Below are 25,595 nucleotides of genomic sequence, written 5' to 3' on the forward strand. Positions count from 1 at the left end.
GTGCGCAATGTGCGGTGCCCTGGTTTCGGCCGAACCGGTAGGAGACCGCACGCTTCGGCGTGTGGATCGACCAAGATGCGGCGGTCCGCAAGGAGCTTTGAGTTGCGCAGGGCCGCGCGCGCGGGCATCCCTTCTTCCAACCAGAAGGAGAAGTGAGGATGTCCGACGCGCCGGTGCTGCTTGCGATGGAAGGCGATGTCGCGGTGGTGCATCTGAACCGCCCCGATCGGCTCAATGCGCTCACGCCCGACATGCTCGATCTGCTCGCGGCGACGCTACGGCGCGCGGGCGAAGACGGCGCGCGGGCGGTGCTGCTCACCGGTGAGGGGCGGGCCTTCTGTGCGGGAGCGGACCTCACCGCCAGCGTCGGCATGCGCGATTCGGGCGAGGCGCTGCGGCGGCACTATAATCCGGTGATCGCGACCATGGCGGAGCTGCCGATCCCGATCGTCGCCGCGGTCAACGGCGCGGCGGCGGGGGCAGGGGCCTCGATCGCGCTCGCCGCGGACATCGTGGTGATGGCGCAGTCCGCCTATCTGCTGCTCGCCTTCGCCAATATCGGGCTGGTGCCCGACGCCGGGGCGACCTGGCTGATCGGCAAGGCGGCGGGCCGGGCGCGGCTGCTCGAGATGGCGCTGCTCGGCGAGCGGATGCTGGCCGAGGAGGCGCTGGCCAATGGCCTCGTCACCCGCGTGGTGGAGGATGGCGGGCTGATGCAGATATCGCTCGGACTGGCGACCAAGCTCGCGGGCATGCCCACCGTCGCGCTGGGGTTGATCCGCAAGCAGGTGAGCGCGGCGCTTTCCGGCACGCTCGCCGAGACGATGGAGATCGAGGCCGATCACCAGAGCATTGCCGCCAAGACCGAGGATTGCCGCGAGGCGATCGCCGCCTTCCTCGAAAAGCGGGAGCCGCATTTCACCGGCCGCTGAGCCAGCGCCACGAAATCGGTTCTCGGGCGTTACGAGGGCCATGCAGACGCTCTGGTTCATCACCAATCCCAATTCCGGCACCACTTCGCAGGCGAAATGCGATGCGATGGAAGCGGTGTTCGAGGAACGCGGGCTGACGCTCGCCGGCCGCACCAATTTCCCGCGGGACGCGCTGCCGGAAGGCGCGGCGCTCGATGCGGCGGGTGTGGATACGGTGGTGCTATTCGCCGGCGACGGGACGATCAACGCCGCCCTGCGCGCACTGGCCGAATGGGACGGCGCCTTCCTGATCCTGCCGGGCGGGACGATGAACCTGCTCGCCAAGGCGCTGCATGACGAGACCGATCCGCACAAGATCCTCCACGCCGCGCATGGCTGCGATCGGCGCGTCGCGCTGCCATACATCGTCGCGGGCGAGCACCGCGCGTTCGTCGGCCTGATCCTCGGCCCGGCGGCGAGCTGGTTTCGTGCCCGGGAAGTGGTGCGCAAGGGGCGATTCGGCCGGCTGCTGGCGGCGGTGCGCGGCGCGTGGCGGAGCACCTTCCACCGCCGCGGCGTGCGGGTGCACGGTGCGCGCGCGCTCGGCGACAGCTATCAGGCGGTGTTCGTCACCCCTACGCTCGACGGGCTGGAGGTTGCCGCGGTCGATGCGCGTGACTGGGGCGCGATCGCGCAGCTCGGCTGGGAGTGGGTGACCGGCGACTGGGTGGCGGCGCGCGCGGTGACCGAAAGCCGCACCGAGCAGCTCAAGCTGGCCGAACGCAAGCCGGTGCTGGCACTATTCGACGGCGAGCCGGAAACGCTCGATCCCGCCACCATCATCCGTGCCGGGCGCAGCCTGGAGACGTTCATCGCGACACGCGCGGAGGTGAAGCCCGCATGACCCGTTTCTTCCATGTCAGCGACGTGCATTTCGGCCGCGAGAATCGCGAGGCGGTCGACTGGTTCAACGCCAAGGTGCGCGACGAGAAGCCCGCGGCCGTGATCATGACCGGCGATCTGACCATGCGCGCCCGCGCCAAGGAGTTCGCTGCCGCCGCCGAATGGCTGGAAAGGCTGGGGGTGCCGATCACGGTGGAGGTGGGCAATCACGACCTGCCCTATTTCAATCCCTTCGCGCGGCTGGCGATGCCGTATCGGCGCTACCGCGCGCTGGAGCGGATGATCGAGCGCCCGCTCGATATACGCGGCGTCTCGATCGTGCCGCTCAAGACCACGGCGCGCTTCCAGTTCCGCACCAACTGGTCGAAGGGCCATGTCAGTCACCACGCGCTGCAGAAGTCGCTGGCGCTGGCCGAAGCGGTGCCGGCGGGCGGGCTGGTGTTCGTCGCCGCGCACCATCCGCTGATCGAGGCGGGCACCCGCGCCACGTCGCGTACTCGGGGTGGGCGGCGGGCGCTGGAGGCACTGGTGCAGGCGGGCGCGAACGCGGTGTTGAGCGGCCATGTCCACGACCCGTTCGATATCGAGCACTGCGTCGGCGACCGCGCGGTGCGGCTGATCGGGGCGGGTACGCTTTCCGAGCGCACCCGCGACCAGCCGCCCTCGTTCAACGAGATCACCGTCGACGGCACCAGCTTCTCCACCCGCGCCCGCTTCCTCGGCGAGCCGAGCGTCGCGCTCTAGCGGAACAGCGACAGCGGGCCGCGCCCGCCGGTCGACCAGGTCTGCCAGTTGGGGAAGACATAGGGCAGGTCGGCATCGCTCACGCCGTGCCAGCGGGCGATCGCGCCGAGATATTCTTCCTGCGCGATGCCGGGGATGAAGCGGCCTTCGTTGGTGATGTCGTCGGCCCCGCCCAGCACCGGATCGGGATAGGTGCCGAAGATGCCGCCCTTCGCGACGTCGCCGCCCATCACCAGATGGTTGTTCCCCCAGGCGTGATCGGTGCCGTTCTGCGCATTGCTGGCATAGGTGCGGCCGAAATCGCTCATTGTGAAGGTGGTGACGTTGGCGCCGACGCCCAGCGCCTTCATCGCGCGGTGGAACGCGGCCATCGCATCGGCGAGGGCGCGCAGCTGATCCGCATGGTCGCCCGCAACCGGGCTTCCCTGGAACTGATTGGCGTGGTTGTCGAAGGTCGCCATGCTCAGCAGGAAGCTCTGCCGGCTGTGCCCCAGCGTGCCGCGCGCCTCGATCATCTTTGCGGTGCCGAGCAGCTGCGCGGCGATGTCGGTGGTCAGCGGCTGGCCGTTCGAATCGACGAAATAGCGCGCGACGCTGCTCGCGCCCGCCAACAGGCTGTTGGCAAGATCGGCCTCGGCGAACGTGTCGCGCAGGGTCGACTCCACATCCGCCATGATCGGGCCGCCATCGCTCGTGGCCAGCATGGAGGTGGCGAGGTTCTTCGCCGTATCGCGTGCGCTATAGCCTGCGCGGGGCGGCAGGCCCGAGGGGGGCAAGACCAGCGGCACCGCCGACTTGCCGATCAGGGCCAGCGTCGATCCGCTGAGCGAGATCAGCGGCGGCAGGCGGCCGCCCGGCATGCGATCGGCAATCCGCCCGAGGAAACCGTCGGTCGCGGCATCGCGGGCGCGCAAACCCTGCCAGTGCGCCTGCTCGTCTGAATGGCTCATCAGGTTGCTCGGCCGCAGATCGGGCCGCGACAAATAGGTCGCCTTGGTCAGCGGTGCGAACAGCGTGCCGGTGTTGAGCACGAGCGAGAGGGAGCCCTCGTCCCAGATCGGGCGGAGCGCTGCCATCGCCGGGTGCAGCGCGTAGCTGGCGTTGGTCAGCGGCGTCAGCGTATTGCGCGGCAGGGCCACCGCCCCGCGGGCGGCTTGATAGGCGGCGTGCCGATCGTCGGTGGGCACCACCATGTTCCAGCCGTCATTGCCGCCGTAGAGGAAGATGCCCACCATCGCTCGGTAGCTGCCGCTGGGAGCGGCGACCGCGGCGGTACGGCCGAGCTGGCCGATCGCGGCAAGGGCACCCGTGCCGGCGGTGAGGCGCACGAAATCGCGTCGAGAAAGCGTCATCGGATCGGTTCCTTACCGGTCGACCAGGAATTGCGGGCTGTTGGCGGCGATATAGAGCAGCATCTGCGCACGCTTGCGGGTTCGTACTCGCGAATTCTTATCATTAATCGCCAGCGCCGCGGTGCGGAGCGCCACGCGCTGCGCAGGCGTAATGCTATTGCCTAGCAATAACACGTCAACCGCGGCGATCATGGCATCGATATTGTCGCCGAACGTCTGCCAGGTAGCCCAGGCGAATTTGGTGCCGGAGGCGGTGCCATAGCCGGTGGGCGCCTTGAACTCCGCGGTCGAAACCTCGGTGCGCACGGTCCATTCGTACATCAGGTTGTGCAGCCGCAGCACCGTGCTGCTGTTGAACAGCTTCGACGCCGGGTTGAACAAGGTGGCGCTGCCCTGCAGCGGATAGTCGATCGGGTAGAAGTTGAACACCGACGGCGCGTGCATCACCGGCTGGCCCAGCCCGGTATCGCGCATCACGAAGGCATAGCCGTCGGTCGTCATGCCGGCAGCGCGGGCCAGCGACACCATGGCCAGTACCGGCTCCTTCAGCTTGCCGCGATCCTCGCGGGGGGCGGCACGGGCTTCGGGGTCGGTGAGGATCGCATGGACCACCGCCTTCAGGTCGCCGCGGACGCCCTGACCATTGTCGGCGAACACCGCCGCTACCCGGCCGATATAGCCGGGGCTCGGATTGGCGGTGACCAGATGGACGATCAGGTGGCGCGATACGAAGGGGGCGGTGGAGGGGTGGTTGAACGCGGCATCGACCACCGCGTCGACGCTTGCCTGCTGGCTTGCGCCGGCCGGCACGCGGGTGCCGAGGAACTGCTTCTCCCCGTTATCGTAGCGGTCGGGCACCGGGATCATCGGCTTCACATCGTCCCCGGCCAGCTGGTTGGTGATCGCGGCATTGCCGATCCGCGCGCGATCCCAGCCGGTGAGCGCGCGGGCGACGCCGCGGATGTCGTCGGGGCCGTAATTGGGCACGGTCCCACCGGTCGCATCGCGGCGCGGCGTGCCATTCTGGTTGAGCATGTTCGGGCCCATCGAGAAAAGCTGGAGCAGCTCGCGCGCGTAATTCTCGGAAGGGGCTGCCTTGCTGCTCCCCGCCATGTTCAGATAGCGGCCCATATAGGGGCTGAGCGTCACCGCCTTGAGCAGGGTACGGTAATTGCCGAAGGCATTGTCGAGAAACAGCTGGTTGAAGGAGGCGATCCCGGCGGCGGAGCGCACTTCCTGTTCGGAGGCGACGATCATCTGCGACAGCGCGAAGGCTACCCGCTGGCGAAGCTGGTCCGGCGCGGTGACGGCGTTCGCATAGAAGCGCATCGCCACCGGCGCACGGCTGAAATAGCGGCGATTGCAGGCAACGTCCTTGCAGAAATCGATCCGCCGCGCCACCGCGAGATCGGCATAGGTGCTGCCTTGCGCGGCGAACTGCTGGTTGAGCCAGCCTTCCGTACCGAGCTTGGAGATCTGCTCCAGCACCTGCGGCGTCGGCCCGAAGGTCGTCTGTCGCGCCAGGCGAATGCCGTCGGTCACCTTCGATTGGGCCGGCGACAGGCCGGCATTGGCGGCGGACAGATCGACCAGTCCGCTGGTCATCCGGGTGTCTGCCAGGTTGAGGTTGTCGCTACTGCCGTCGCAAGCCGACAGCAGGCCCGCCGCGCCTAGCGCAGCCGCCGTCCATATCCGTCGCATGTTTGAAATTCCCCGCCCGCAGGATTTTGCCGCGTTGCAACCAAGCCTTACGTCCGGAGAACTTTTTTAGGAAGACCTGTCCCAGAGTGGGATATCTGCGGCAATGTGAACAAAGTCAGTTTTTCAAGCATTGATACGATATCGTATCGAAAATCTGTGCGGCCGGCCGTTGCGCGGTCGCGGTGATTTTGCGGGAACAAGTGCATCCAAAGGACGTCTCACGACGTAGTCGTGCGGCATGGCGTCCAAGCCGGGCCGGGGATTCCGCGCAACGTGTGTACGTGGTATGGGTGCGGCGCACCATTTCGGGTAGGGGCGCCCCTGATCCCGCTGCCGTTGGGCCTCGCGGTGGCAGAAACGAAAAAGGGCGGCCCGTTGCCGGACCGCCCCATTTTCCTTGGCCGAAGCCGAGACGCTTAGCGCTTCGAGAACTGGAAGCTACGACGGGCCTTCGCCTTGCCGTACTTCTTACGCTCGACGGCGCGGCTGTCGCGGGTCAGGAAGCCGGCCTTCTTCACAGCGGCGCGCAGCACCGGCTCATACTTGGTCAGCGCCTGCGAGATGCCGTGCTTGACGGCACCGGCCTGGCCCGAGAGACCGCCGCCCTTGACGGTGCAGATCACGTCATACTGACCTTCACGCTCGGCGACACCGAACACCTGGTTGATGACGAGACGCAGCGTCGGACGCGCGAAATAGACTTCCTGGTCACGACCGTTGATCGTGATCTTGCCGGTGCCGGGCTTCAGCCAGACACGTGCAACGGCGTCCTTACGACGGCCGGTGGCATAGGCGCGGCCATACTGGTCCAGCTCCTGCGCGCGCAGCGGCATGGTCGGGGCGGCCGGCTCGGCGATTTCGCCGGCCAGATAGGCCTCTGCAGCGGCGGCAGCCGGAGCGGCGGCCTGGCCTTCGGTCGGCGCGGCGGCCGGCTGGCCGAGCGCTGCACCCAGGTCGGAAAGCGACTGGCGGTTGTCAGACATTATGCACCCACCTTGTTCTTGCGGCTCATGCCGGCGATGTCGAGAACCTCGGGGTTCTGGGCTTCATGCGGATGCTCCGAACCGGCGAAGATGCGCAGGTTGCGCATCTGCTGGCGACCGAGCGGGCCGCGCGGGATCATGCGCTCCACGGCCTTCTCCAGAACGCGCTCCGGGAAGCGGCCTTCGAGAACCTTGGCGGCGGTGACGCCCTTGATGCCGCCTGCATAGCCGGTGTGCTTGTAGTACACCTTCTGGCCGAGCTTCTTGCCGGTGAAACGGATCTTGTCCGCGTTGATGACGATGACATTGTCACCGCAGTCGACGTGCGGGGTGAAGCTGGTCTTGTGCTTGCCGCGCAGGACGTTAGCGATCACCACCGCGGCGCGACCGACGACGAGCCCTTCGGCATCGACGATGTGCCACTTCTTCTCCACCTCGGCCGGCTTCGCCGACTTGGTGGTCTTCATCAGCGCCTTCATGGCCTGTGACCTTTCGCGTAGGAAATGCATTCGCGCCACCGTTGCCGGCAGCGCGATCCACGCCCCAATGCCGATAGGGGGCCTGAAAGTCAAGAAATGCGTGGGTTTGCTGACGGGTAAAATGATACCTGCCGGTTCAGCGGGTCTCTTCGGCCATCCAGCGCGCCACGGCGGCGCCGGCTTCGACGGGCCATTGTTCGATCACCGGCAGGTCGTAGCCATGGAGCGCGGCAATCCGCTCGCGCAGGCGCAGTGCCAGGGCGGGGCGGGTCTTGAACAGCGCCGGGATTTCCTCGCCGCGCTCGATGCCGCCCTGCCAGCGATAGATCGAGGTGCAGGGTGCGAGGAGGTTGACGCAGGCTGCGAGCCGCTCCGCGAGCACCGTCTCCGCCACCCGCTCGGCATCGGCGCGGCTGGCGAAGGTGACGTAGAGCAGCGCGGTGTCGCTCACCGCGAGCGGCCGACGGCGTGGACGCCCCAGACGGTGGCACAGACCAGCAGCGCGCCGACCAGCTGGTGGGTCGCGGCGAGGTGAAGGTTCACGCCGGTCATCACCGTCGCGATGCCGAGGAGGATCTGGGTGCCGAAGGCCGAATGGATCGCGATCGAGGCGCGACGATCGCCGGATGCCTTGGCCTTGCGGGCGAGCACGACCAGCCCGGCGACGACGACCCACGCCCACCAGCGATGGATGAAGTGGACGATCGCCGGATCGTAGAGTGCGGCATGGAGCGGGCTCTCGCCGACCTGGCTGACGCCGGGGAAGAAGCGGTCGTTCATCAACGGCCACTGGTCGGTGACCAGTCCGGCATCGAGCCCCGCCACCAGCGCGCCGTAGAAGAGCTGGATCGCCAGCAGCACCAGCACGCCCGCGCCGAGGCCGGTCAGCCGGGCAGGGCGCTCAGCATGGTTGGCGGCGAGTGCGCGCAGGTCGAGCATCGTCCAGACGATGCCGCCCAGCGTGAACAGCGCCGTCATCAGGTGCGTCGCCAGCCAGAAATGGCTCACCGAGGTGCGGGTGTGGTTGAGTCCGGATTTGACCATCCACCAGCCGAACGCGCCCTGCAGCCCGCCCAGCGCGAGCAGCGCAACCAGCCGCCAGCCATAGCCCTGCGGGATCTGCTTGCGGACCCAGAACCACAGCAGCGGCAGCGCGAACACCATGCCGATCAGCCGGCCGAGCAGGCGGTGGATATATTCCCAGAAGAAGATGCTCTTGAATCCGGCGAGCGTCATGCCCTGGTTGAGCTGCTCATACTGGCCGATCTGCTTGTAATGGTCGAACTCGGCCTGCCACTGCGCGTCGTTGAGCGGCGGGATGATCCCCGAGATCGGCTTCCATTCGGTGATCGACAGGCCGGATTCGGTCAGGCGGGTGATGCCCCCGACCACGACCATCGCGACGATCATCGCGGCGACGACGAACAGCCAGTGCGCGAGCGCGCGGGGGCGGGCGGTGAGGGGGAGAATGGTCATTTTCAGCACGTACCGCGATGTACGCGCTCGGGGAAGCGGGTGCTAGCTGCCGGCTTGTGGACTTTCGGGAAGTGCAGGCGGTGCCGGCGGTGGCGCGCTCTGGCGCTTCATCGCGATGTCGATCAGCGTCTCCAGGCGGATCACCCGCTCGCGCGTCTCGATCGAATGGCGGCGCGCTTCCTCGGCGGTGGTCAGCGCCTGATCGACCTTGTGCTGGAGCAGCGCGACCTGCTGGAGGGCGCGCAACGCATCGGTCCAGAAGCTCACTGGCGCGCCCAGCCGGACAGGGCGGTGGAGAGTGCGTCCCAATCGATCGACGAATCGGCCAGCAACTGCTCGCGGACCTGGGTACGATAGGCGTCTTCGTCGAACTGCGCGGCGGCGGTGCGCGCGGTTTCGAGCTGCGCGAATGCCTCGTCCGTACGGGCATTGGCCTGTTCGAGCTGGGCGAGCAGGTCGCGCATCAGGGCCATTTCGGCATCGGTGGGCTCGGTATAGCGTTCGGCGGCGGTGCGCATGAAATCGCTGACCGTCATGTCGGCCGCTTCCGCATTGGCGGAAATACGCCGTTTCTCCTCCGGCGATACCAGCACGACGACACGGCTGGAGCGAGTCTGGGAAAGCTGCGTTGCCATGTGCATGTACATGGCATGTGCGTGTTGGAGATTCAAGCGTTGGTGCGGCTGCATCCTCCCCCTGGCGGGGGAGGATGCGAAATTGCTTACGCCCGCACGCCGTCGGCCAGCTCGGCCTCGTTGTAGCGCAGCGCCTTCAGCACCGTGTCGACGATGTTCGCGGCGTTGAGGCCGGCTTCGTCATACTGCTTCTCCGGCTTGTCCTGGTCCTGGAATATGTCCGGGAGGCGCATGGTGCGCAGCTTGAGGCCGGCGTCGATCAGGCCGGTGTCGCTGGCCAGCGTCAGCACATGTGCGCCGAGGCCGCCGATCGAGCCTTCCTCGATCGTCACCGCCACTTCGTGGGTGGTGAGCAGGCGGCGGATCAGATCCTCGTCGAGCGGCTTGGCGAAGCGCAGATCGGCGACGGTGGTCGAGAGACCCTTTGCCTCAAGGGTGTCCGCGGCCTTGAGCGCCTCGGCGAGACGCGTGCCGAGCGACAGGATCGCCACTTTCTTGCCCTCGCGAACGACACGGCCCTTGCCGATCTCCAGCCGTTCCGGAACCTTGGGAAGCTCCAGCCCGATGCCGTTACCGCGCGGATAGCGCAGCGCGATCGGGCCGCTGTCGTGCATCGCGGCGGTGTGGGTCATGTGGACGAGTTCGACCTCGTCCGCCGCCGCCATCACCACGAAGTTGGGCAGGCTGGCGAGATAGGTCACGTCGAAGCTGCCGGCATGCGTCGCGCCGTCGGCGCCGACCAGGCCGGCGCGGTCGATCGCGAAGCGGACCGGCAGGTTCTGGATCGCGACATCGTGGACCACCTGGTCGTACGCACGCTGCAGGAAGGTCGAGTAGATCGCGCAGAACGGCCGCATGCCCTGTGCGGCAAGGCCTGCCGCGAAGGTCACGGCGTGCTGCTCGGCAATGCCGACGTCAAAGGTACGATCCGGGAACGTCGCCTGGAACTTGTCGAGACCGGTGCCCGACGGCATCGCCGCAGTGATCGCGCAGACCGACGCATCGCGCTCCGCTTCGGCGAGCAGCGCGTCGGCGAACACCTTGGTGTACGCCGGCGGCCCCGGAGGCGCCTTGGCCTGCGCGCCGGTGATCACGTCGAACTTCTGCACGCCGTGATACTTGTCCGCTGCCGCTTCGGCCGGGGCATAGCCCTTGCCCTTCTTGGTCACGACATGGATCAGGATCGGGCCCTGCTCGCTGTCGCGGACATTCTCCAGCACCGGGATCAGATGCTCGAGATTATGGCCGTCGATCGGGCCGACATAATAGAAGCCCAGTTCCTCGAACAGCGTGCCGCCGGTCGCCATGCCGCGGGCGAATTCCTCCGCCTTGCCGGCAGCCACGGTGAGGCGGCGCGAGAGCTTGCGGGTGAAGCGCTTGGCCAGCTCGCGCAGGCCGAGATATTCGGACGAGGAGATCAGCCGCGCCAGATAGGCCGAAAGCCCGCCCACCGGCGGCGCGATCGACATGTCGTTGTCGTTGAGGATCACGATCAGCCGGTTGCCGGCGGCCTCGGCGTTGTTCATCGCCTCATAGGCCATGCCGGCGCTCATCGCACCGTCGCCGATCACCGCGATCGCCTTGCCCGGCGCCTCGTTGAGCTTGTTGGCGATCGCGAAACCGAGCGCCGCCGAGATCGAGGTCGACGAGTGCGCGGCGCCGAACGGATCATACTCGCTCTCGCTGCGCTTGGTGAAGCCGGACAGGCCGCCGCCCTGGCGGATCGTGCGGATCCGGTCGCGTCGGCCGGTGAGGATCTTGTGCGGATAGCATTGGTGCCCGACGTCCCAGATCAGCCGGTCGTCGGGGGTGTTGAACACATAGTGGATCGCCACCGTCAGCTCGACGACGCCGAGGCCGGAGCCGAGATGTCCGCCGGTGGAGCCCACCGCACTGATGGTTTCGGCGCGAAGCTCGTCGGCCAGCTGGCGCAGCTGGGCGGGGGCGAGCTTCCGGAGGTCCTGCGGCGTGTCGACCGTGTCGAGCAGCGGCGTCTTGGGTAGGTCAGCCATGGGCTTTGTTAGCGCAACGTTAGTCTCAAGTCGAACGGTCTGTTGGTCAGGTCAGTCGCACTTGCCGCACTTGCCGCGCACCTCGATCACCGGACGAACCGGCGAAAAACCGGCGTGTCGCGCGGCAGAACGCACGTTTTTGGTGATCGAATCGTCATCGATATGGGTGGTCTGGCCGCAGCTGTCGCACACCAGGAAGATGCAGTCGTGCAGGCATTCCGGATGGGCATTGGCGACATAGGCGTTCGCGCTTTCCACGCGGCGTGCCAGATTGGAGCCGACGAACAGATCGAGGATGCGATAGACGCTGTTGGCAGCGACCCGGCGGCCCTCGGCCTTCGATACCGCTTCGGCGATGTCATAGGCCGATGCCGGCTTGTCGAACCCGGCCAGCGCCTCGAACACGCGCTCGCGCATCGCCGTCCACTGCTCGCCGGCCTCTTCCAGCCGGGTGCGGGCCGCCTTGGTGAGGTCGGCCCCGTGGTGCTCGTGATGATGATGCGCGGACATGCAGGGGATTTAGGGGGTGCGACCGGTTCCGGCAAGCAGCGCACTGCCCGCCATCAGTGGCTGGCGCGGTGGTTAAGGTCGTGGCCGAGTGCTACCAGCGACACGCCCACCAGCGTCCAGAGGGTCTCGAACCCGCCATGCGGCAGCGACAGCGCGCCGCTCATGATCCCGAGGCCGAACGCTCCCACCACGGCCGGGGCCATATAGCCATGATGCAGGATGCCGCGTCCCAACGCGAACACGCCGAACCCGATCGCGAGGAAGAGGCCTACTTCGTGGATGTGCGGGTTAAGCAGCCCGCCCGCGGTCGACACGAGTGTCAGCAGCACGGTCGTCGCGATGCAATGAATCAGGCACAAGCCACTGATCCCGATCGCGATACGGTCCCAGGCGCCATCCAGGCCTGCCCACCAGCGAGATAAAGGGGTACTCAGCGACATGGGCGGCATATAGACCTGGACGGGGTGCGGTACAACATATCATCGCGCAAATTCATGGTGAATGGCGAGGGGAGGGGTGCCGGCCCGCAGAACGGTCTAGGATGCGGCCAAGCTTTTCCGCGCGGTATCCATGGAGGGTAGCAAGATGACGCGACTGATTGCGTCACGTGCAAGCGCGCTCTGCCAAAGTGTATGACACTTTGAAGAAAGTGTATCGGCGCCAGCGAAGGGTAGGCCGGATGACGCTCTAGGGTACGTCACCCGACCATGCCCATGAAGATTATTATAGGTCGTCCTCCTTCTCTTTACCAGTGTGCTTGCGTCGATTTGATCGTGTTTTGTGGAGGCTCGGCGCGGCGGATCCCGAGATAATGGGCCTGCGCCGCATCGGTGGCGTTGATCGCCAGCAGCGATCGGGCCTCGGCGGTGGTCCGCACCGATCCGCTGCGCTCGGCGGCGGTGTCCAGCAGGCGGTCGAGCAGTGCCTGGCCCTCCTCCCACCAGCCGATGCCGCTGGCCGCGTTCAGATGACCCTGCGGCCCGGCATCGACGAACAGGCTGCCCCAGCCACGCGCGAGATCCTCGGACCGTTCGATCGACATCCAGGGATCGTCGCTGCTCGCCACCACCACGCTGGGGAAGGGGAGCACGGTCGCCGGCGTCGGACGGAAGGCGTGGAGTTCGGCGGGGGCCGAGTCGCGGTCCACGTCGGCGGGGGCGACCAGCAGCGCGCCGGCCACCGGGGTGCCGAAGGTCTGCCCGGCGAGCGTCGCCCACCAGGCCACCGCCAGACAGCCCAGGCTGTGCGCGGCGAGTACCACCGGCGCCTGTGCCTCGCGGATCGCCTGGTCGAGCTTGGTCACCCAGGCGTTGCGGTGCGGCGTATCCCACATGCCGAGCTCGACTCGGTGGGTGTCGGGGCGGGACTGTTCCCACAGCGTCTGCCAGTGCGACGGCCCGGAGCCGCCGAGGCCGGGGACGGTGAGGATGATCGGCGAGCGATCATCGATCGGCGAAAAGATCGTCATTGCGTTCCTCTCCTTGTGTCCTGGGAGGGACTGGCCGGACTTCTTCTATAATCCCCACTGGATTAGTGGACAATAAGCTCTGCGCCCAATGGAGGAGCGGTTGCGCCAAGGCGTTGGCCGCGCCTAAAGGGCGGGCATGGCAAAGCTTCGCGCCGATCAACTGCTCGTCGACCGCGGGCTCGCCGAGAGCCGCACGCGGGCGCAGGCGCTCATCATGGCGGGCCTCGCCTTCACCGGCGAACGCAAGATCGAGAAGGCGGGCCAGATGCTCGCCGAGGACGCGGCGCTGGAAGTGCGCGGCCGCGACCATCCGTGGGTGTCGCGCGGCGGCATCAAGCTGGCCCATGCGCTGGAGCATTTCGGCTGGGACGTGACCGGCGCCGTGGCGATCGACGTCGGCTCCTCGACCGGCGGCTTCACCGATGTGCTGCTGACCAATGGCGCAGTGTGCGTCTATGCGGTGGACAGCGGCACCAACCAGCTCGCCTGGAAGCTGCGCCAGGACGAGCGCGTCGTGGTCCACGAACAGACCAGCGCGCGCATCCTGACACCCGCGCACATCCCCGAGCCGATCGACCTGGTGGTGTGCGATGCGAGCTTCATCGGGCTGGCCAAGGTGCTGGACGTGCCGCTGGGCTTCACCCGCCCCGGCGCGCGGCTGGCGGCGCTGATCAAGCCGCAGTTCGAGGCCGGGCGCGAGGAAGTCGGCAAGGGCGGGGTGGTGCGCGATCCCGCGGTGCACGAGCGGGTGTGCGCCGAAGTGGCGGCCTGGCTCGAAGGCAACGGCTGGCAGGTGCTGGGCGTGACGCGCAGCCCGATCACCGGGCCCGAGGGCAATGTCGAGTTCCTGATCGGGGCGGTGCGGCCGGACGGCGGACAAGGCTGAACTCGCCGGTCCGGTCTCGTGCCGTCCGGCCTTCTATGTCCGTGGGGGAACTGCGGCACCGGGCGTTGGCCGCCGATCGAAGTTTAGGAAGTTTAGGCACGCGCGCGTTTTCGGCGGGCCTGCGGGGCGCGCAAAGTTTAGGCGCGCGCGAAGTTTACGAAGTTTAGGCTCATGCCGATTTCGCGCGGGAGCGCCCGGCAACAGGCCGACGCCGCGAAGCGCGTCGCTCCCAAGGCGGGAGGAGAGAACTGGACGGGATCAAAGAGCGGGCGCCCGAAGGTGGCAATTCTGGTACATATGGTGAACATCGGCCCTGGCACAAGATGGCTGCTGCGCTCGACGGCGCGAGAGAAGATCGCCGCGACGGCCGGAATTGGGCGGAAAGCGGACCGGCAGCTTACGGCAATATCTGGTTTGATCATAAACGTTTGGAGCGGTAAGTCATAGCTAAGTTACGACTTCGAAGGATCAGCACGTTGAAGCGAAATATCCTTCTCCTCACCTTGGCTTTCCTCTTCATACAGTCAGCGGGTGCAGCATACTCCCAAAGGACGGATGCGCGGGCAGCTTTCCGCGAGGCCGTTGAGCGATATCAAGGATTTGTGGTCCCGCACTGCGCTCCGGAGGACGTCAAAGCATATGTCAGCGCCAGAGCGGAGCGCGACCGATTGTTCATCCAATCGTTACGCAATACACAGCTGCTTAGCGACTATAAAATCGCGGTCGCACATCGCGCTAAACAAGATGCGGACACTAGGTACGAATGCATGCAGCCTGTGCCATCCCTTCCACAGGAAAATTTGGAAGATCCTCGGACAAGGCACTTCGTGGAAGGGGACCGACAATTTGCGGTGATGTTGCGTCTTCGCGACGCCGCGCTTGGCAGTTGACGTCTGCTTTTGAGCATCTCTCGCAAGCGAACAACGTCAGCTTTTGGGGCGATAGCGGACATTGCGGCGCTACGAGCGCTAAAAAATAAGGCGGGATTCGGACGCCATAGTTGCACGTTCATGCGTTCCAACATGGCAAGGAAGGAAACCCATGAACCCGACACTCATTCCCGGCAACGAGCCCGACCCCGGTGATATGTCCACCGAGCCAGGCCCGGCAACCCGAAACCACAACCCGGCGGAAGATCTTCCGGACGAGGATGCGGAGTCGCTTGGCGACTTCGCTTAGCGCACACGCAAGCGAGCGGTTTGGGTCCCTTCCGCGCGATGGCCGCCGGACTGGCGGAATATGGGCGGACGCAGCCGCCATGGGGCGGCGGGTCCTTTGCACCGCGGTTGCGATCGCTTAGGCGTGGGGCGAACGAGGGATCGCAGAGGGGAAACGGCACGTGAACGCACTGGCATCGAAGGCGCAACTGCGTCGTGGCTTCTGGCGGCGCGCGCTGGTGACGGTGCCGATCGTGGTGCTGCTCGGCTTCGGATCGGCGATGGTCGCGCCCGCCGGCGACCAGAACCCGTGGTTCACCGCGCTCGCCAAGCCGGCGATCCAGCCGCCCAACATCGCCTTTCCGGTCGTCTGGACGATCCTCTATGTGCTGATGGGTCTGGCGCTCGCGCTGGTGCTCAGCGCGCGGGGCGCGCGGGGGCGGACGGCGGCGGTGGTGCTGTTCGTCCTGCAACTTGCGGTGAACCTCGCCTGGTCGCCGATCTTCTTCCGCTTCCACCTGCTCGATCTCGCGCTGATCGTGATCGTGGCGCTGGCGGTGCTCGTCGCGGTGACGATGGTTGCCTTCTGGCGCATCCGCACGCTCGCCGGGCTGATGCTGCTGCCCTATCTGGCGTGGGTGTGCTTCGCGAGCGTGCTGTTTTCGCAGGTCCGCGATCTCAATCCGGATGCGGAAAAGATTGCGTCGGCGGCGCCGAACGCCCACATCCACCTCGAAACGCTTTGACTGGGATTCTTTGACATGCAGACCGACAACCGCCTGTTCGACGATCTGGTGAAGATGGTGAACGGCGCCGCCGGCACCTTCGCCGGGGTGGCGCGCGAAGCCGAGTCCGGTGCCCGCGAGCGCGCGCGCGAATGGATCGGCGGGCTCGATTTCGTTTCCCGCGATGAGTTCGAAGCGGTGAAGGCGATGGCCGCGGCCGCGCGCGACGAGGCCGATGCGCTGAAGGCGCGCCTCGATGCGCTCGAGGCGAAGCTGAACCCGCAAGGGAATGCGTGACGCTGGCTAGGCCTTCCTTGTCCACAGTTTTGAGCGGCGGGGCGCAGGCGCAAGCTTGTGCCCCGTCCGCGTGCTTGGCACTAGCGGGCATGGCTACACGACCGGGGGCAACATGGGCATGCTAGACGAAGCGGAATTCGACCGCGACGCCGCGGCGCCCATCGACATGCTCGAAACCTATTTCGCCGCGCATGGCTGGACCCATGAGCGCGAGGACGACGAGATCGTTGCCAAGGTGAAGGGCAGCTGGACCCAGTATGAACTCCGCGCGATCTGGCGCGAGGACGACGGCGTGCTGCAGTTCATGGGCTTCCCCGACGTGCGGGTCCCCGAGGAGCGGCGCGGGCTGGTCTATGAGACCATCGGTCTGGTCAACGAGCAATTGTGGATCGGCCATTTCGAGCTCTGGTCGTCGACCGGCATCCTGCTGTTCCGCCACGCCGCGCTGATCGACGGCGACGAGGGCGCGTCGCTGACGCTCGCCCAGGCTGAACTGCTGGTGGAAAGCGCGATCGACGAGTGCGAGCGCTTCTACCCCGTCTTCCAGTTCGTCCTGTGGGGCGGCAAGACGCCCACCGAGGCGATCGCCGCGGCGCTGATCGAGACCCAGGGCGAGGCCTGAGATGACGGCGCTGCTCGAACGGATCTGGCTGGTCGGTGCCGGCAATATGGGCGGGGCGATGCTCCGTCGCTGGGCAGGGGCGGGGATCGACGCGTCCGCGATCACCGTCATCGATCCGGGCAACCCGTCGGTTCCCGAGGGCGTACGGCATGTGACCACACCGCCCGAGGGCGAGCGGCCGACCGCGCTGGTGCTGGCGGTGAAGCCGCAGCAGCTCCACGCTGTCGCACCGGTGCTCGCGCCGTTCGTTAGCGGCGTGCCGCTGCTCGTGTCGATCCTCGCGGGGGTGGAAGTCGCCACACTCGCGGAGGCGCTGGGCGCGCAGACCGTGGTGCGCGCGATGCCCAACCTGCCGGTGGCGATCGGCAAGGGTGTCGTCGGCCTCACCACGCCGAGCGACGATGCCGAGGCGCGCGCCGCCGCCGAGACGCTGATGGCGCCGCTCGGGCTGGTTGAATGGGTGCCGAGCGAGCCGATGCTTGATGCGCTGACCGCGCTCGCCGGCTGCGGTCCGGGCTTCGTCTTCCGCTTCGTCGATGCGCTGGCCGAAGCGGGTGCGGCGCTGGGCCTGCCGGCCGACCAGGCGCAGCGGCTTGCGCTCGCCACCGTCGAAGGCTCGGGGCTGATGGCCGCCGCTGCCAGCGAAAGCCCGGCAGTGCTTGCCGACCGCGTCGCGAGCCCCGGCGGCTCGACCCGCGAGGGCCTGAACGTGCTCGATCGCGACGCCGCGCTGAAGACCTTGCTGCGCGAGACGCTCGCGGCGTCCGCACGTCGCAACGCCGAAATGGCCGCCGAAGCGCGCAAATAGCGCGGTATTCTACGGAACGCCTAGTATTCCCAACGGTTAAGCCTCCGATCCCACGTATCGACGGAGGCTTTCATGGCTACCACGACCGAATCGAAGCGGAACACCAAGACCAACGCGAATAACACCGCCAAGACGAGCGGCAACGGCGCCAGCCTGGGCGTGATCGCCGGCGCGGCGGCCGGCGGCGCGGCGCTGGGTCTGCTCGCCATGCTCGGCCGCAAGGCGGCGGTGCAGGCGCCGAGCGCGCTCGCCGGCAATTGGGACGATGCGCTCAAGGCCGAGCACAAGGCGGTACTCAAGGTGTTCGACACGCTCGAAGCGACCGACGACAAGGCGACGATCCGTCGCAACATGCTCCTCGCGCACATCAAGCACGCGCTGGTGAAGCATGCGATCGAGGAAGAGAATGTCATCTACCCGGCGCTCCGCGAAGCGGGGAAGACCGAGCAGGCCGACGAGCTCAACGCCGAGCATGGTTATGTGAAGCAGTTCCTCTACGAGCTCGAGAACATGCCGAGCACCTCGCCCAAGTGGCTGGAGAAGGTGAAGGAGTTCCGCGCCGCGCTGGAAAAGCACATCCGCGAGGAAGAAGACACGCTGTTCCCCGAGCTCCGCGCCCAGCTGAGCGAGGAAAAGAACAAGGCACTTACCCTTGCGATGAACAAGGAAGGCTTCAAGGTCGCCTGAACCAGGCGGCGGCGTTGGGCGCGCTCAGCGCCCCAGCGTCGCCACCCGGCCGCGCTCGTCCTCGGGCATCAGCCCTTCGAGCACGGCCCAGAATCCCCCGACGGCTCCCTGGCCGGCGCTCGAATAGGCGCCGGCCATTTTTTCGCGCAGCGCCTCGAACAATTCGGATTCGAGGCTGGCGCCCGCTTGCGTTAGCCGCAGCAGCCGCTGCCGGCGGTCGCGCGTGCCCGCCCGCGTCTCGACCAGCCCGCGCTCGGCCAGCTCGCCCAGTACCCGGCCCAGCGACTGTTTGGTGATCGCCAGCAGCGAGAGCAGCTCGCTCACCGTCAGGTCGGGCTTGCGGGCGATGAAATAGAGCGCGCGGTGGTGCGCCCGGCCCAGCCCCTGGCGCGCCAGCCCGTCGTCGATCGAGCGGGTGAGGTGCGAATAGCCGAAATAGAGCAGCTCGATGCCGCGCCGGATTTCGGGTTCGCGCAGGAAGAGGGGAGAGGCAGGAATTGGGGCAGCCATGTTGACCGTTTCTGCCACCGCGCCTAGTCCTGCGCAACCCGAGGCTCTGGGGACGAGAAAGACCGAGTGATGGAAGACGCGACGATCCTGGATTTCGAATCCGAAGCCCACACCAACCCGCGCAGCGGCGACTCGCGCGCGACCATCCTCGCGAACCCCGGCTTCGGCAAGGTATTCACCGATCACATGGCGGTGATCCGCTATTCGGCCGACAAGGGCTGGCACGATGCCCGTATCCAGCCCTATGCGCCGCTCCAGATCGATCCGGCCTGCGCCGTGCTCCACTATGCGCAGGAGATTTTCGAAGGCCTCAAGGCCTATCGCCTGCCCGATGGCGGCGCGGGGCTGTTCCGCCCGGCCGAGAATGCCCGCCGCTTCCGCGAATCAGCCGAGCGCATGGCAATGACGCCGCTGCCCGAGGACCTGTTCCTCGCCTCGATCCGCGCGCTGGTGAAGGCCGATCGCGACTGGATCCCGGAAGGCGAGGGCGCTTCGCTGTATCTCCGCCCCTTCATGTTCGCGAGCGAGACCTTCCTCGGCGTGAAGCCGGCGAGCGAGTATCTGTACCTCGTCATTGCCTCGCCGGCGGGGGCCTATTTCAAGGGCGGCGCGCCGTCGGTGACGCTGTGGGTGTCCGATCACTATACCCGCGCCGCGCCGGGCGGCACCGGGGCTGCCAAGTGCGGCGGCAACTATGCCGCCAGCCTGGTCGCCCAGGCCGAGGCGATCCGCCAGGGCTGCGACCAGGTCGTGTTCCTCGATGCGGTTGAGAACCGCTATGTCGAGGAACTGGGCGGCATGAACGTGTTCTTCGTCTTCGACGACGGCACCATCGCAACCCCGCCGCTTTCGGGCACGATCCTGCCGGGCATCACCCGCGAATCGCTGATCACGCTGGCGCGCGGTTCGGGCGTCGAGGTGCGCGAGGAGCGCTATTCGATCGACCAGTGGCGCGAGGACGCCAAGAGCGGTCGCCTGCGCGAAGCCTTCGCCTGCGGCACCGCCGCAGTGGTGACGCCGATCGGCGCGGTGCGCGGGTCGGGCTTCGAGTTCCAGATCGGCAATGGCGGCCCGGGGATGCTCACCGAGAAGCTGCGGGAGCAGCTTGTGGGAATCCAGCGCGGCGTGGCACCGGATCCGCATGGGTGGCTTGAACGTCTGTTCTGAGGCTCTATAAGCCCGCTTCCCGTTGGGGCGTCGCCAAGTGGTAAGGCAACGGTTTTTGGTACCGTCATTCGGAGGTTCGAATCCTCCCGCCCCAGCCAGCTTTCTTCTAAGCGATCAATTTCGCCGCTAAATGCGGTGGCTCTAACCGGATAGGGCGGGTGTGGCGAATCCTGTACGGAAGCGGTTCCGAAAGGAACATGGTCGGCGAGCGGCGACCATGTTCGGAATACTAGTCGCGGTTCTATGTGGCCTCTGGGCGCGCGATGCGGCGCTGGTGGCGTTCCATCGCAATCAGTAGGAACAAGAACATCAGGACGACGAACGCGCCGACGATACGGACTGCTGTCCATAGCCTTTCGGATCCGTTGACGTTGTCCTGCTGGATGTCCGCACGTGCTTTCTGCGCCAGGTTAGCATTGGTTTCGCGGCGCTCGACCAACGTATCAATGAACTTCTGATGGTAGGCGCGGAAAAGGTCCGCCGGGTATATGACGCCGTCCGGCAGCCGGGTCTCGGTAACGGTGCGGCTTACCGGAACCTCGCGCGTCGCCCAGCTGATGCAGCTGTCGATGTAGTAGCCGTAATAGCTGCAGTAGCGTTCGGTCTTCATCTCGGTGACGGTGCGGGCGACCTGAACCTTCTTCGCCCGACGATAGGCCTGCAGGCGATCCTTGGTGATTTTTAGGTCGGCAGCGCCCGTCACCGCCTTCAGCAGCGCCTCAAGATCCCCCTTGTCCTTTACGAAATCTAGATCGCCACGCTCGATTGCGCTCAGTCGCGCATCTGAGTCTAGGAACAGCGACGTGAAGTCCTGATCCGTCAGTTTCGCGTCGTCTGGCTGCTGAAAGGGCTCAAATTTGCCGCGGTAGAGCGCCAGATAGCGTTTGGCGAAGCCTTGGTAGAAGGTCCTCTGCTGGCGCATCGGATCTGCCGCCTGATTTGCCTTTGCCTGTTGCGCTTTCAGATCGACGTTGGCGACGTCTTCCGCGCTTACGCTAGCAACCGCCTCCTTCACCGATTTCACGTCGCGCGAGGCCTTGTAGAGCCCGCTAAGTCCCAGCCATGCCGCATAGCCCAACAGCAACGTCGCGATGAGAAGCGCGCCTGCCCGCAACGCCGCCAAGTACACGTTTTCTAATCGATCGACTAACGCAGCAAAGCTTCTCTGCCCCGCGGGCTTCGCTTCAACTCGGTTCATTGTTTCCCCCTGCTCGTATGTACCAGCGCAGAGCATTGCGGTCGGCCTCGACCAAGCTGCGCCGAGACCCCTGCGCCGCGTGGCTAAATTGCCGCCCCTCAATGCTTCCCCCCGGTTTGCGGGCTTAACACGGATAATTCGTATTTTAACAGAGGGTTCAATTATACCGGATCACTCCAGTATCGCTTATAAGGTGGCCCGTTGACCGGTAAGTGTCGGGGGCAATGTTCGCGCTAAACCTTCTTGGGGTAGTCGCAACTGCTATGCACTTGGCTCTTTTTGGCGCGGCGACAAGTTTCAACCATCTATTCAAGGCTGTAGAACGTTAGCTGGAGGCGTGAGCATACTCACGCCTCCAGCTAACTTCTTGAACTCCACGCGAGGGGGCGCCCACTAGGGCGCCCCCTCGCGTTACCCCCGCAGCTGCTTCACTGCATGGTCCGCGGCGCGCATGGTCAGCGCCATGAAGGTCAGCGACGGGTTGACGCAGGAAGCCGAGGCCATCTGGGCACCATCGGTGACGTAGAGGTTCGGCGCGTCATGTGCCTGGCTGAAGCCGCCCAGCACCGAGTTGCGCGGATCGGTGCCCATGCGCGCGCCGCCCATTTCGTGGATGGCATCGCCGGGGACGTGCTCGCCCTCGTTGCTCGTCACGTTTTGCAGGCCGGCGGCGCGCAGCATCGCCTCGCCCTGCACCTTGGCGTCGGCGATCAGCTTCAGTTCGTTTTCGCGGAAGGTCACGTCGAAGCGCATCAGCGGCACCCCGAAGCGATCGACCTTGCTCGGGTGGAGCGAGACGCGATTGTCCTTGTACGGCAGGCACTCGCCGAATGCGCCCATGCTGAACCGCCACGGGCCGTAGCGGCGCATGCCGTGCTTCATCTCGGCACCGAAGCCCACCGGTCCCGCGGGCTGGCGCCAGGCGCTGCCCTGATAGCCATAGCCGCGCTTGAAGCCGACGCCTTCCTCGCCGCCGATGTTGCGGAAGCGGGGGATGTAGACCCCGCCCGGGCGCCGGCCATATTCGATCAGATCGGTCATGCCCGGGATCTCCCCGTCGATGCCGACGCGGAAGATATGGTCCATGACATAGCGGCCCAGCGTGCCGCTGCTGTCGAAATGGCTGCGCTCGCTGCCCGGCGCGCGCGAGTTGAGCAGGATCTGGTTCGATCCCATTGCGGAGGCGCAGAGGAAGACGAGGTCGGCATTCACCACCTGCGCCTGGCCGGTCTTGGCATCGACATAGCGCACGCCGGTGACGCGCTTCTTGGCCGCGTCATATTCGATGTTGGTCACCACGGCGTCCGACTGGAGCGTCAGCTTGCCGGTCGCGCGCGCGGCGGGGAGGGTGACCGCCTGGGTCGAGAAATAGGCGCCGAACGAGCAGCCATTGCCGCACTGGTTGCGGAACTGGCACTTGGTGCGGCCCTGATCGGGCTTGTCCTCGGTCATGTTGGACAGGCGGGTGTTGATCAGCTTGCGGCCGGGGAACTTGGATTCCAGCCGCTCCTTCAGCCACTTCTCGGCGACGTTCATCGGCATCGGCGGCTGGAAGTTGCTGTCGGGCAGATAGGGCAGGTTCTCGCGCGAGCCCGAGACGCCGATATAATCCTCGACCTTGGCGTACCACGGCGCGATGTCGTCATAGCCGATCGGCCAGGCGCCATCGACACCCTCGCGCTTGTTGGCGTCGAAATCCTCGGGCGCCCAGCGGAAGCTCCAGCGGCCCCAGATCAGCGACTTGCCGCCGACCGCGCCGGGGCGGATCCAGTAGAATTTGCTGCCCTCGTCGAAGGCATAGGGGTTCATGCGGTCGTTATTGTAGAAGCCCATGTTGCTGGGCTGCACATAGCCGCGCTTCGCGATGAAATAATCGCGTTCCTGCAGCGGCTTGGGCATGATGTTGTGCGCCGGCACCTCATAGGCAGGCTTGCCGTCATACGGATAGTCCTCGCCATGCTCGACCATGCGGCCACGATCGAGCATCAGCACGCGTAGGCCCTTTTGAGTCAGTTCCTTGGCGGCAAAGCCGCCGCTCACGCCCGAGCCGATGACGATTGCATCGAACCTGTTGGTTGCAGCCATTGTATGTCCCTCTCCCAGGGCGTGTGGTTTGGTTAGAAGCGCAGCGCTTGTAGCGTCTTGAAGCTGGTGGTGATGTCCGGAAGATAAGGCGCGGGCGCCTCGTCATTCTCGACATAGAAGTGGCGGACATGGGCGCTCGACGGACGCTTGAACAGCGCCGCGAAGTCGATCGTGCCGGTGCCCACCGCGGTCATCTTGCCATCGGGACGCATGTCCTTGACGTGGTAGGAATACAGCCGGTTGCTGAGCCGGTCGATTAGCGCGCCCAGATCCTGGCCTGCATGCTTGGCCCAGTAGAGATCGAGTTCGACCTTCACCAGCGCGGGATCGGTCGCCTTGAGGAACCGGTCGTAGAGGCTGACGCCGCCGGGCTTGTTGGTGAACTCGAAATCATGGTTGTGGTAGGCGAAGTCGAAGCCTGCCTTCTTGAGCTCGGCCGCGAACTTGTTGAAGTTCGGCAGCGCCGCGTTCCAGCCCGCCTCGGTGCGGTGTTCGTCGGTCATGTAGGGCAGCACCACGGTCTTGGCGCCCAGGGTGCGGGCCATCGCCACCGACTTGTCGAACTGGCCGAGCAGCGCGTCATAGCCGATGTGGAGCGAGGGGCAGTGCAGGCCGGCCTTGTCCATCGTGGCGCGGAGCATCGCCGGGTCCATGCTGTCATAGCCGCCACCGCCGAACTCGATCTCGCGATAGCCGATCTTGGCGATCGCCTGGAGCGTGCCGACCGGATCCTTCTGGAAGATGTCGCGCACGGTGTAGAGCTGGATGCCGACCGCGGGGATCTGCGCGGCAAAGGCCTGCGGGATCAGGCGATCCATCAGCGCGAGGGCGGTGACGCCGCCGGCACCGGCGAGCAGGGTACGACGGGTGATCATCATGCGCTGTACACCTTGTTGACCTGGGAATAGGGGAAGGCACCGTTATATTCGCCCGGCACCGGCAGATATTCGCGCTCCTGAGTGATGCCGATTTCCGAGGTGTAATACCCCGTGATCACCAGCTGGCGGAACGCCTCGAAGAAGGTCTTGCCGCCCGGGATCTGGCCGTTCATCGCCAGGGTGAGCAGTGCGTCCTGCTGCGCGGGCGTCGCCTTGGCGGCGGCGACCTTATAGTCCTGCTGCGAACGCGCCTCGATCGCGTCGAGCCCGGCGACGATCGGTACGCGGTCGTCCGGCATCGCCCAGTCGGCGAGCAGCTTTTCGATGAAGGCGGGCACGCCCGCGGCGATCGCGCCGGGCGTATCGGTGGTGGGGATCACGCGTTCGCTGAGCGCGGTCATCAGCGCGCGCTGGGCGGGGGTGAACACGGCAACGCTGGGCGGACCCTCCGGGATCATCTGCGTCGCGGTCATCTGGGCGGCGCGGGCGATGGGGGCGAACACGCCCGCCCCGAACAGGGCGAGTACGCCGGTGAGCGCGGCGCGACGGTCAATGTTCATTTGCGGTCTCCCGGAAGGTCCTGCGCGATCGCCGCTTCGGGCAGCGGGCGCACCCAGATGTTGCGGAACGACACCGGCGAGTCATGGTCCTGCAGCTGGATCGGCAGGGCATCGGCATGCGCGGTATATTCGGCGACGTGCCGCCAGTTGGTGGTGCCGAGCATCGCCTGGTGGTTCTGCACCAGCACGCCGTTCAGGAACGCCGTGATATAGGCCGGGCGCAGCAGCTTGCCGTCGGCGGCGAAGCGCGGGCGCTCGAACACGATATCGTAGCTCTGCCACTCGCCGGGCTTGCGCGACGGGTTCACCAGCGGCGGCTTCCAGCCATAGATGCCGCCCACCGTGCCATCGGCATAAGTGGGGTTCTGATAGCCGTCGAGGATTTGGATCTCGTAGCGCTGCATGAACCAGATGCCGCTGTTGCCGCGATCCTGCGAGCTCTTGGTCGGCGGATTGGGCGAGCGGAATTCGAGGTGGAGCTGGACGTCGCCGAAGCTCTGCTTGGAGATCAGCGCATTCTCGCCGCCGCTGCTCGCGCGAGTCGGCACGGTGAGCACGCCGTTCGCCACCGGCCACAGCTTGCGCTGCGCGGTCCAGGCATCGAGCGAACGGCCGTCGAACAGGACGATCGCGTCCGAGGGCGCACCGCCGGGCTGTGCGGCGGGGGTGACGACCGCCGGGTAAGGGCGGTCCGAGTCATGGACGTGCCAGTTGCCGCCACCCGGCAGGATCGGGGTGTCCTTGAACCCCGGCTTTTCCTGTGCCGCGGCGGGCGTGGCGGCAAGCACCGCCAGACCCGCGATCAGCACGCTTGTGCGTCTCGACATGCTTCTCTCTCCCC

At 66.2% G+C, this 25,595-nt stretch carries 29 protein-coding genes and 1 tRNA gene; 12 read left to right on the forward strand and 18 right to left on the reverse strand.

Features of this window, described 5'->3' with window-relative positions:
- The first annotated feature begins 158 nt into the window (after positions 1-158).
- From ACTJKY_RS17155 to ACTJKY_RS17165, 3 genes are read left to right on the forward strand one after another with little or no spacing between them, the layout of a single operon-like run.
- Positions 159-932 (forward strand): enoyl-CoA hydratase-related protein, encoded by a 774-nt coding sequence (locus ACTJKY_RS17155; RefSeq protein ID WP_440847322.1) that lies wholly within the window; start codon positions 159-161, stop codon positions 930-932.
- Positions 933-972: 40 nt separating this feature from the next.
- Positions 973-1,815 carry a diacylglycerol/lipid kinase family protein gene (locus ACTJKY_RS17160; protein ID WP_440847323.1) on the forward strand — a complete coding sequence of 281 codons (843 nt, stop codon included), beginning with the start codon at positions 973-975 and terminating at the stop codon, positions 1,813-1,815.
- Positions 1,812-2,558, forward strand: a complete 747-nt coding sequence (locus ACTJKY_RS17165; protein ID WP_440847325.1) for a metallophosphoesterase family protein — start codon at positions 1,812-1,814, stop codon at positions 2,556-2,558. The genes ACTJKY_RS17160 and ACTJKY_RS17165 overlap by 4 nt, the downstream gene beginning before the upstream one ends.
- Here ACTJKY_RS17165 and ACTJKY_RS17170 read toward each other — a convergent pair.
- From ACTJKY_RS17170 to ACTJKY_RS17225, 12 genes are all read right to left on the reverse strand, one after another.
- Entirely contained in the window at positions 2,555-3,910 is a 1,356-nt protein-coding gene (locus ACTJKY_RS17170; RefSeq protein WP_440847326.1) for a DUF1501 domain-containing protein, read from the reverse strand. The two genes, ACTJKY_RS17165 and ACTJKY_RS17170, sit on opposite strands and share 4 nt — an antisense overlap.
- Positions 3,911-3,922: 12 nt before the next feature.
- Positions 3,923-5,611 carry a DUF1800 domain-containing protein gene (locus ACTJKY_RS17175; RefSeq protein ID WP_440847328.1) on the reverse strand — a complete coding sequence of 563 codons (1,689 nt, stop codon included), beginning with the start codon at positions 5,609-5,611 and terminating at the stop codon, positions 3,923-3,925.
- A gap of 416 nt (positions 5,612-6,027) precedes the next feature.
- A complete protein-coding gene (rpsI, locus tag ACTJKY_RS17180; protein WP_440847329.1) occupies positions 6,028-6,594 on the reverse strand; it encodes a 30S ribosomal protein S9 in 567 nt (188 codons plus the stop codon).
- Positions 6,594-7,073 (reverse strand): 50S ribosomal protein L13, encoded by a 480-nt coding sequence (rplM, locus tag ACTJKY_RS17185; protein WP_084253420.1) that lies wholly within the window; start codon positions 7,071-7,073, stop codon positions 6,594-6,596. Before rplM ends, rpsI begins: the two co-directional genes overlap by 1 nt.
- A gap of 136 nt (positions 7,074-7,209) precedes the next feature.
- A complete protein-coding gene (cutA, locus tag ACTJKY_RS17190; RefSeq protein ID WP_440847330.1) occupies positions 7,210-7,524 on the reverse strand; it encodes a divalent-cation tolerance protein CutA in 315 nt (104 codons plus the stop codon).
- Complete coding sequence (locus tag ACTJKY_RS17195; protein ID WP_440847331.1) at positions 7,521-8,549, reverse strand: COX15/CtaA family protein; 1,029 nt, start codon at positions 8,547-8,549, stop codon at positions 7,521-7,523. The genes cutA and ACTJKY_RS17195 overlap by 4 nt, the downstream gene beginning before the upstream one ends.
- 42 nt (positions 8,550-8,591) lie before the next feature.
- Positions 8,592-8,816 carry a hypothetical protein gene (locus tag ACTJKY_RS17200; RefSeq protein WP_141986209.1) on the reverse strand — a complete coding sequence of 75 codons (225 nt, stop codon included), beginning with the start codon at positions 8,814-8,816 and terminating at the stop codon, positions 8,592-8,594.
- On the reverse strand, positions 8,813-9,184 hold the full coding sequence (locus ACTJKY_RS17205; RefSeq protein ID WP_440847332.1) for a plasmid mobilization protein: 372 nt from the start codon (positions 9,182-9,184) through the stop codon (positions 8,813-8,815). The genes ACTJKY_RS17200 and ACTJKY_RS17205 overlap by 4 nt, the downstream gene beginning before the upstream one ends.
- A gap of 86 nt (positions 9,185-9,270) precedes the next feature.
- Entirely contained in the window at positions 9,271-11,196 is a 1,926-nt protein-coding gene (dxs, locus tag ACTJKY_RS17210; protein WP_440847334.1) for a 1-deoxy-D-xylulose-5-phosphate synthase, read from the reverse strand.
- 51 nt (positions 11,197-11,247) lie between these two features.
- Positions 11,248-11,706, reverse strand: a complete 459-nt coding sequence (locus tag ACTJKY_RS17215) for a Fur family transcriptional regulator (protein WP_440847335.1) — start codon at positions 11,704-11,706, stop codon at positions 11,248-11,250.
- A 53-nt stretch (positions 11,707-11,759) separates the two neighbouring features.
- Positions 11,760-12,155: a MerC domain-containing protein gene (locus ACTJKY_RS17220; protein WP_440847336.1), complete on the reverse strand. Its 396-nt coding sequence runs from the start codon at positions 12,153-12,155 to the stop codon at positions 11,760-11,762.
- A 296-nt stretch (positions 12,156-12,451) separates the two neighbouring features.
- Complete coding sequence (locus tag ACTJKY_RS17225) at positions 12,452-13,174, reverse strand: RBBP9/YdeN family alpha/beta hydrolase (RefSeq protein WP_440847338.1); 723 nt, start codon at positions 13,172-13,174, stop codon at positions 12,452-12,454.
- Between the two features lie 136 nt (positions 13,175-13,310).
- Between ACTJKY_RS17225 and ACTJKY_RS17230 the strand changes: the two genes are divergently transcribed.
- The 7 genes from ACTJKY_RS17230 to ACTJKY_RS17260 all read left to right on the forward strand — a co-directional run bounded on the left by ACTJKY_RS17230 (position 13,311) and on the right by ACTJKY_RS17260 (position 18,356).
- Positions 13,311-14,060 (forward strand): TlyA family RNA methyltransferase, encoded by a 750-nt coding sequence (locus ACTJKY_RS17230; RefSeq protein ID WP_440847339.1) that lies wholly within the window; start codon positions 13,311-13,313, stop codon positions 14,058-14,060.
- Positions 14,061-15,101: 1,041 nt separating this feature from the next.
- The gene (locus tag ACTJKY_RS17235) at positions 15,102-15,239 is read left to right on the forward strand and encodes a hypothetical protein (RefSeq protein ID WP_440847340.1); all 138 of its coding nucleotides are present in this window, start codon (positions 15,102-15,104) and stop codon (positions 15,237-15,239) included.
- Between the two features lie 160 nt (positions 15,240-15,399).
- The gene (locus ACTJKY_RS17240) at positions 15,400-15,963 is read left to right on the forward strand and encodes a TspO/MBR family protein (RefSeq protein ID WP_440847341.1); all 564 of its coding nucleotides are present in this window, start codon (positions 15,400-15,402) and stop codon (positions 15,961-15,963) included.
- Between the two features lie 15 nt (positions 15,964-15,978).
- Positions 15,979-16,239: an accessory factor UbiK family protein gene (locus ACTJKY_RS17245; RefSeq protein WP_440847342.1), complete on the forward strand. Its 261-nt coding sequence runs from the start codon at positions 15,979-15,981 to the stop codon at positions 16,237-16,239.
- A 112-nt stretch (positions 16,240-16,351) separates the two neighbouring features.
- On the forward strand, positions 16,352-16,861 hold the full coding sequence (locus tag ACTJKY_RS17250; RefSeq protein WP_064310045.1) for a YbjN domain-containing protein: 510 nt from the start codon (positions 16,352-16,354) through the stop codon (positions 16,859-16,861).
- Between the two features lies 1 nt (position 16,862).
- The gene (proC, locus tag ACTJKY_RS17255) at positions 16,863-17,669 is read left to right on the forward strand and encodes a pyrroline-5-carboxylate reductase (protein ID WP_440847343.1); all 807 of its coding nucleotides are present in this window, start codon (positions 16,863-16,865) and stop codon (positions 17,667-17,669) included.
- A 72-nt stretch (positions 17,670-17,741) separates the two neighbouring features.
- Positions 17,742-18,356: a hemerythrin domain-containing protein gene (locus ACTJKY_RS17260; RefSeq protein ID WP_121075255.1), complete on the forward strand. Its 615-nt coding sequence runs from the start codon at positions 17,742-17,744 to the stop codon at positions 18,354-18,356.
- Between the two features lie 24 nt (positions 18,357-18,380).
- On the opposite strand, the gene ACTJKY_RS17265 is transcribed toward ACTJKY_RS17260, so the two are convergent.
- Positions 18,381-18,866 carry a MarR family transcriptional regulator gene (locus ACTJKY_RS17265; protein ID WP_440847344.1) on the reverse strand — a complete coding sequence of 162 codons (486 nt, stop codon included), beginning with the start codon at positions 18,864-18,866 and terminating at the stop codon, positions 18,381-18,383.
- 69 nt (positions 18,867-18,935) lie between these two features.
- Between ACTJKY_RS17265 and ACTJKY_RS17270 the strand changes: the two genes are divergently transcribed.
- Positions 18,936-20,033 carry a branched-chain amino acid aminotransferase gene (locus ACTJKY_RS17270; protein WP_440847345.1) on the forward strand — a complete coding sequence of 366 codons (1,098 nt, stop codon included), beginning with the start codon at positions 18,936-18,938 and terminating at the stop codon, positions 20,031-20,033.
- Positions 20,034-20,056: 23 nt separating this feature from the next.
- Positions 20,057-20,131, forward strand: a tRNA-Gln gene (locus tag ACTJKY_RS17275).
- Positions 20,132-20,274: 143 nt separating this feature from the next.
- On the opposite strand, the gene ACTJKY_RS17280 is transcribed toward ACTJKY_RS17275, so the two are convergent.
- From ACTJKY_RS17280 to ACTJKY_RS17300, 5 genes are all read right to left on the reverse strand, one after another.
- Positions 20,275-21,231: a hypothetical protein gene (locus tag ACTJKY_RS17280; protein ID WP_440847346.1), complete on the reverse strand. Its 957-nt coding sequence runs from the start codon at positions 21,229-21,231 to the stop codon at positions 20,275-20,277.
- Between the two features lie 411 nt (positions 21,232-21,642).
- Positions 21,643-23,316 carry a GMC family oxidoreductase gene (locus ACTJKY_RS17285; RefSeq protein WP_440847347.1) on the reverse strand — a complete coding sequence of 558 codons (1,674 nt, stop codon included), beginning with the start codon at positions 23,314-23,316 and terminating at the stop codon, positions 21,643-21,645.
- A 32-nt stretch (positions 23,317-23,348) separates the two neighbouring features.
- Positions 23,349-24,194 carry a sugar phosphate isomerase/epimerase family protein gene (locus tag ACTJKY_RS17290; protein ID WP_440847348.1) on the reverse strand — a complete coding sequence of 282 codons (846 nt, stop codon included), beginning with the start codon at positions 24,192-24,194 and terminating at the stop codon, positions 23,349-23,351.
- Positions 24,191-24,754, reverse strand: a complete 564-nt coding sequence (locus ACTJKY_RS17295) for a gluconate 2-dehydrogenase subunit 3 family protein (RefSeq protein WP_440847349.1) — start codon at positions 24,752-24,754, stop codon at positions 24,191-24,193. Before ACTJKY_RS17295 ends, ACTJKY_RS17290 begins: the two co-directional genes overlap by 4 nt.
- The gene (locus ACTJKY_RS17300) at positions 24,751-25,581 is read right to left on the reverse strand and encodes a 3-keto-disaccharide hydrolase (RefSeq protein ID WP_440847350.1); all 831 of its coding nucleotides are present in this window, start codon (positions 25,579-25,581) and stop codon (positions 24,751-24,753) included. Before ACTJKY_RS17300 ends, ACTJKY_RS17295 begins: the two co-directional genes overlap by 4 nt.
- Positions 25,582-25,595: the final 14 nt, after the last annotated feature.

This window comes from Sphingomonas sp. 22176 (genome assembly GCF_052045505.1).
Taxonomy (GTDB): Bacteria; Pseudomonadota; Alphaproteobacteria; order Sphingomonadales; family Sphingomonadaceae; genus Sphingomonas.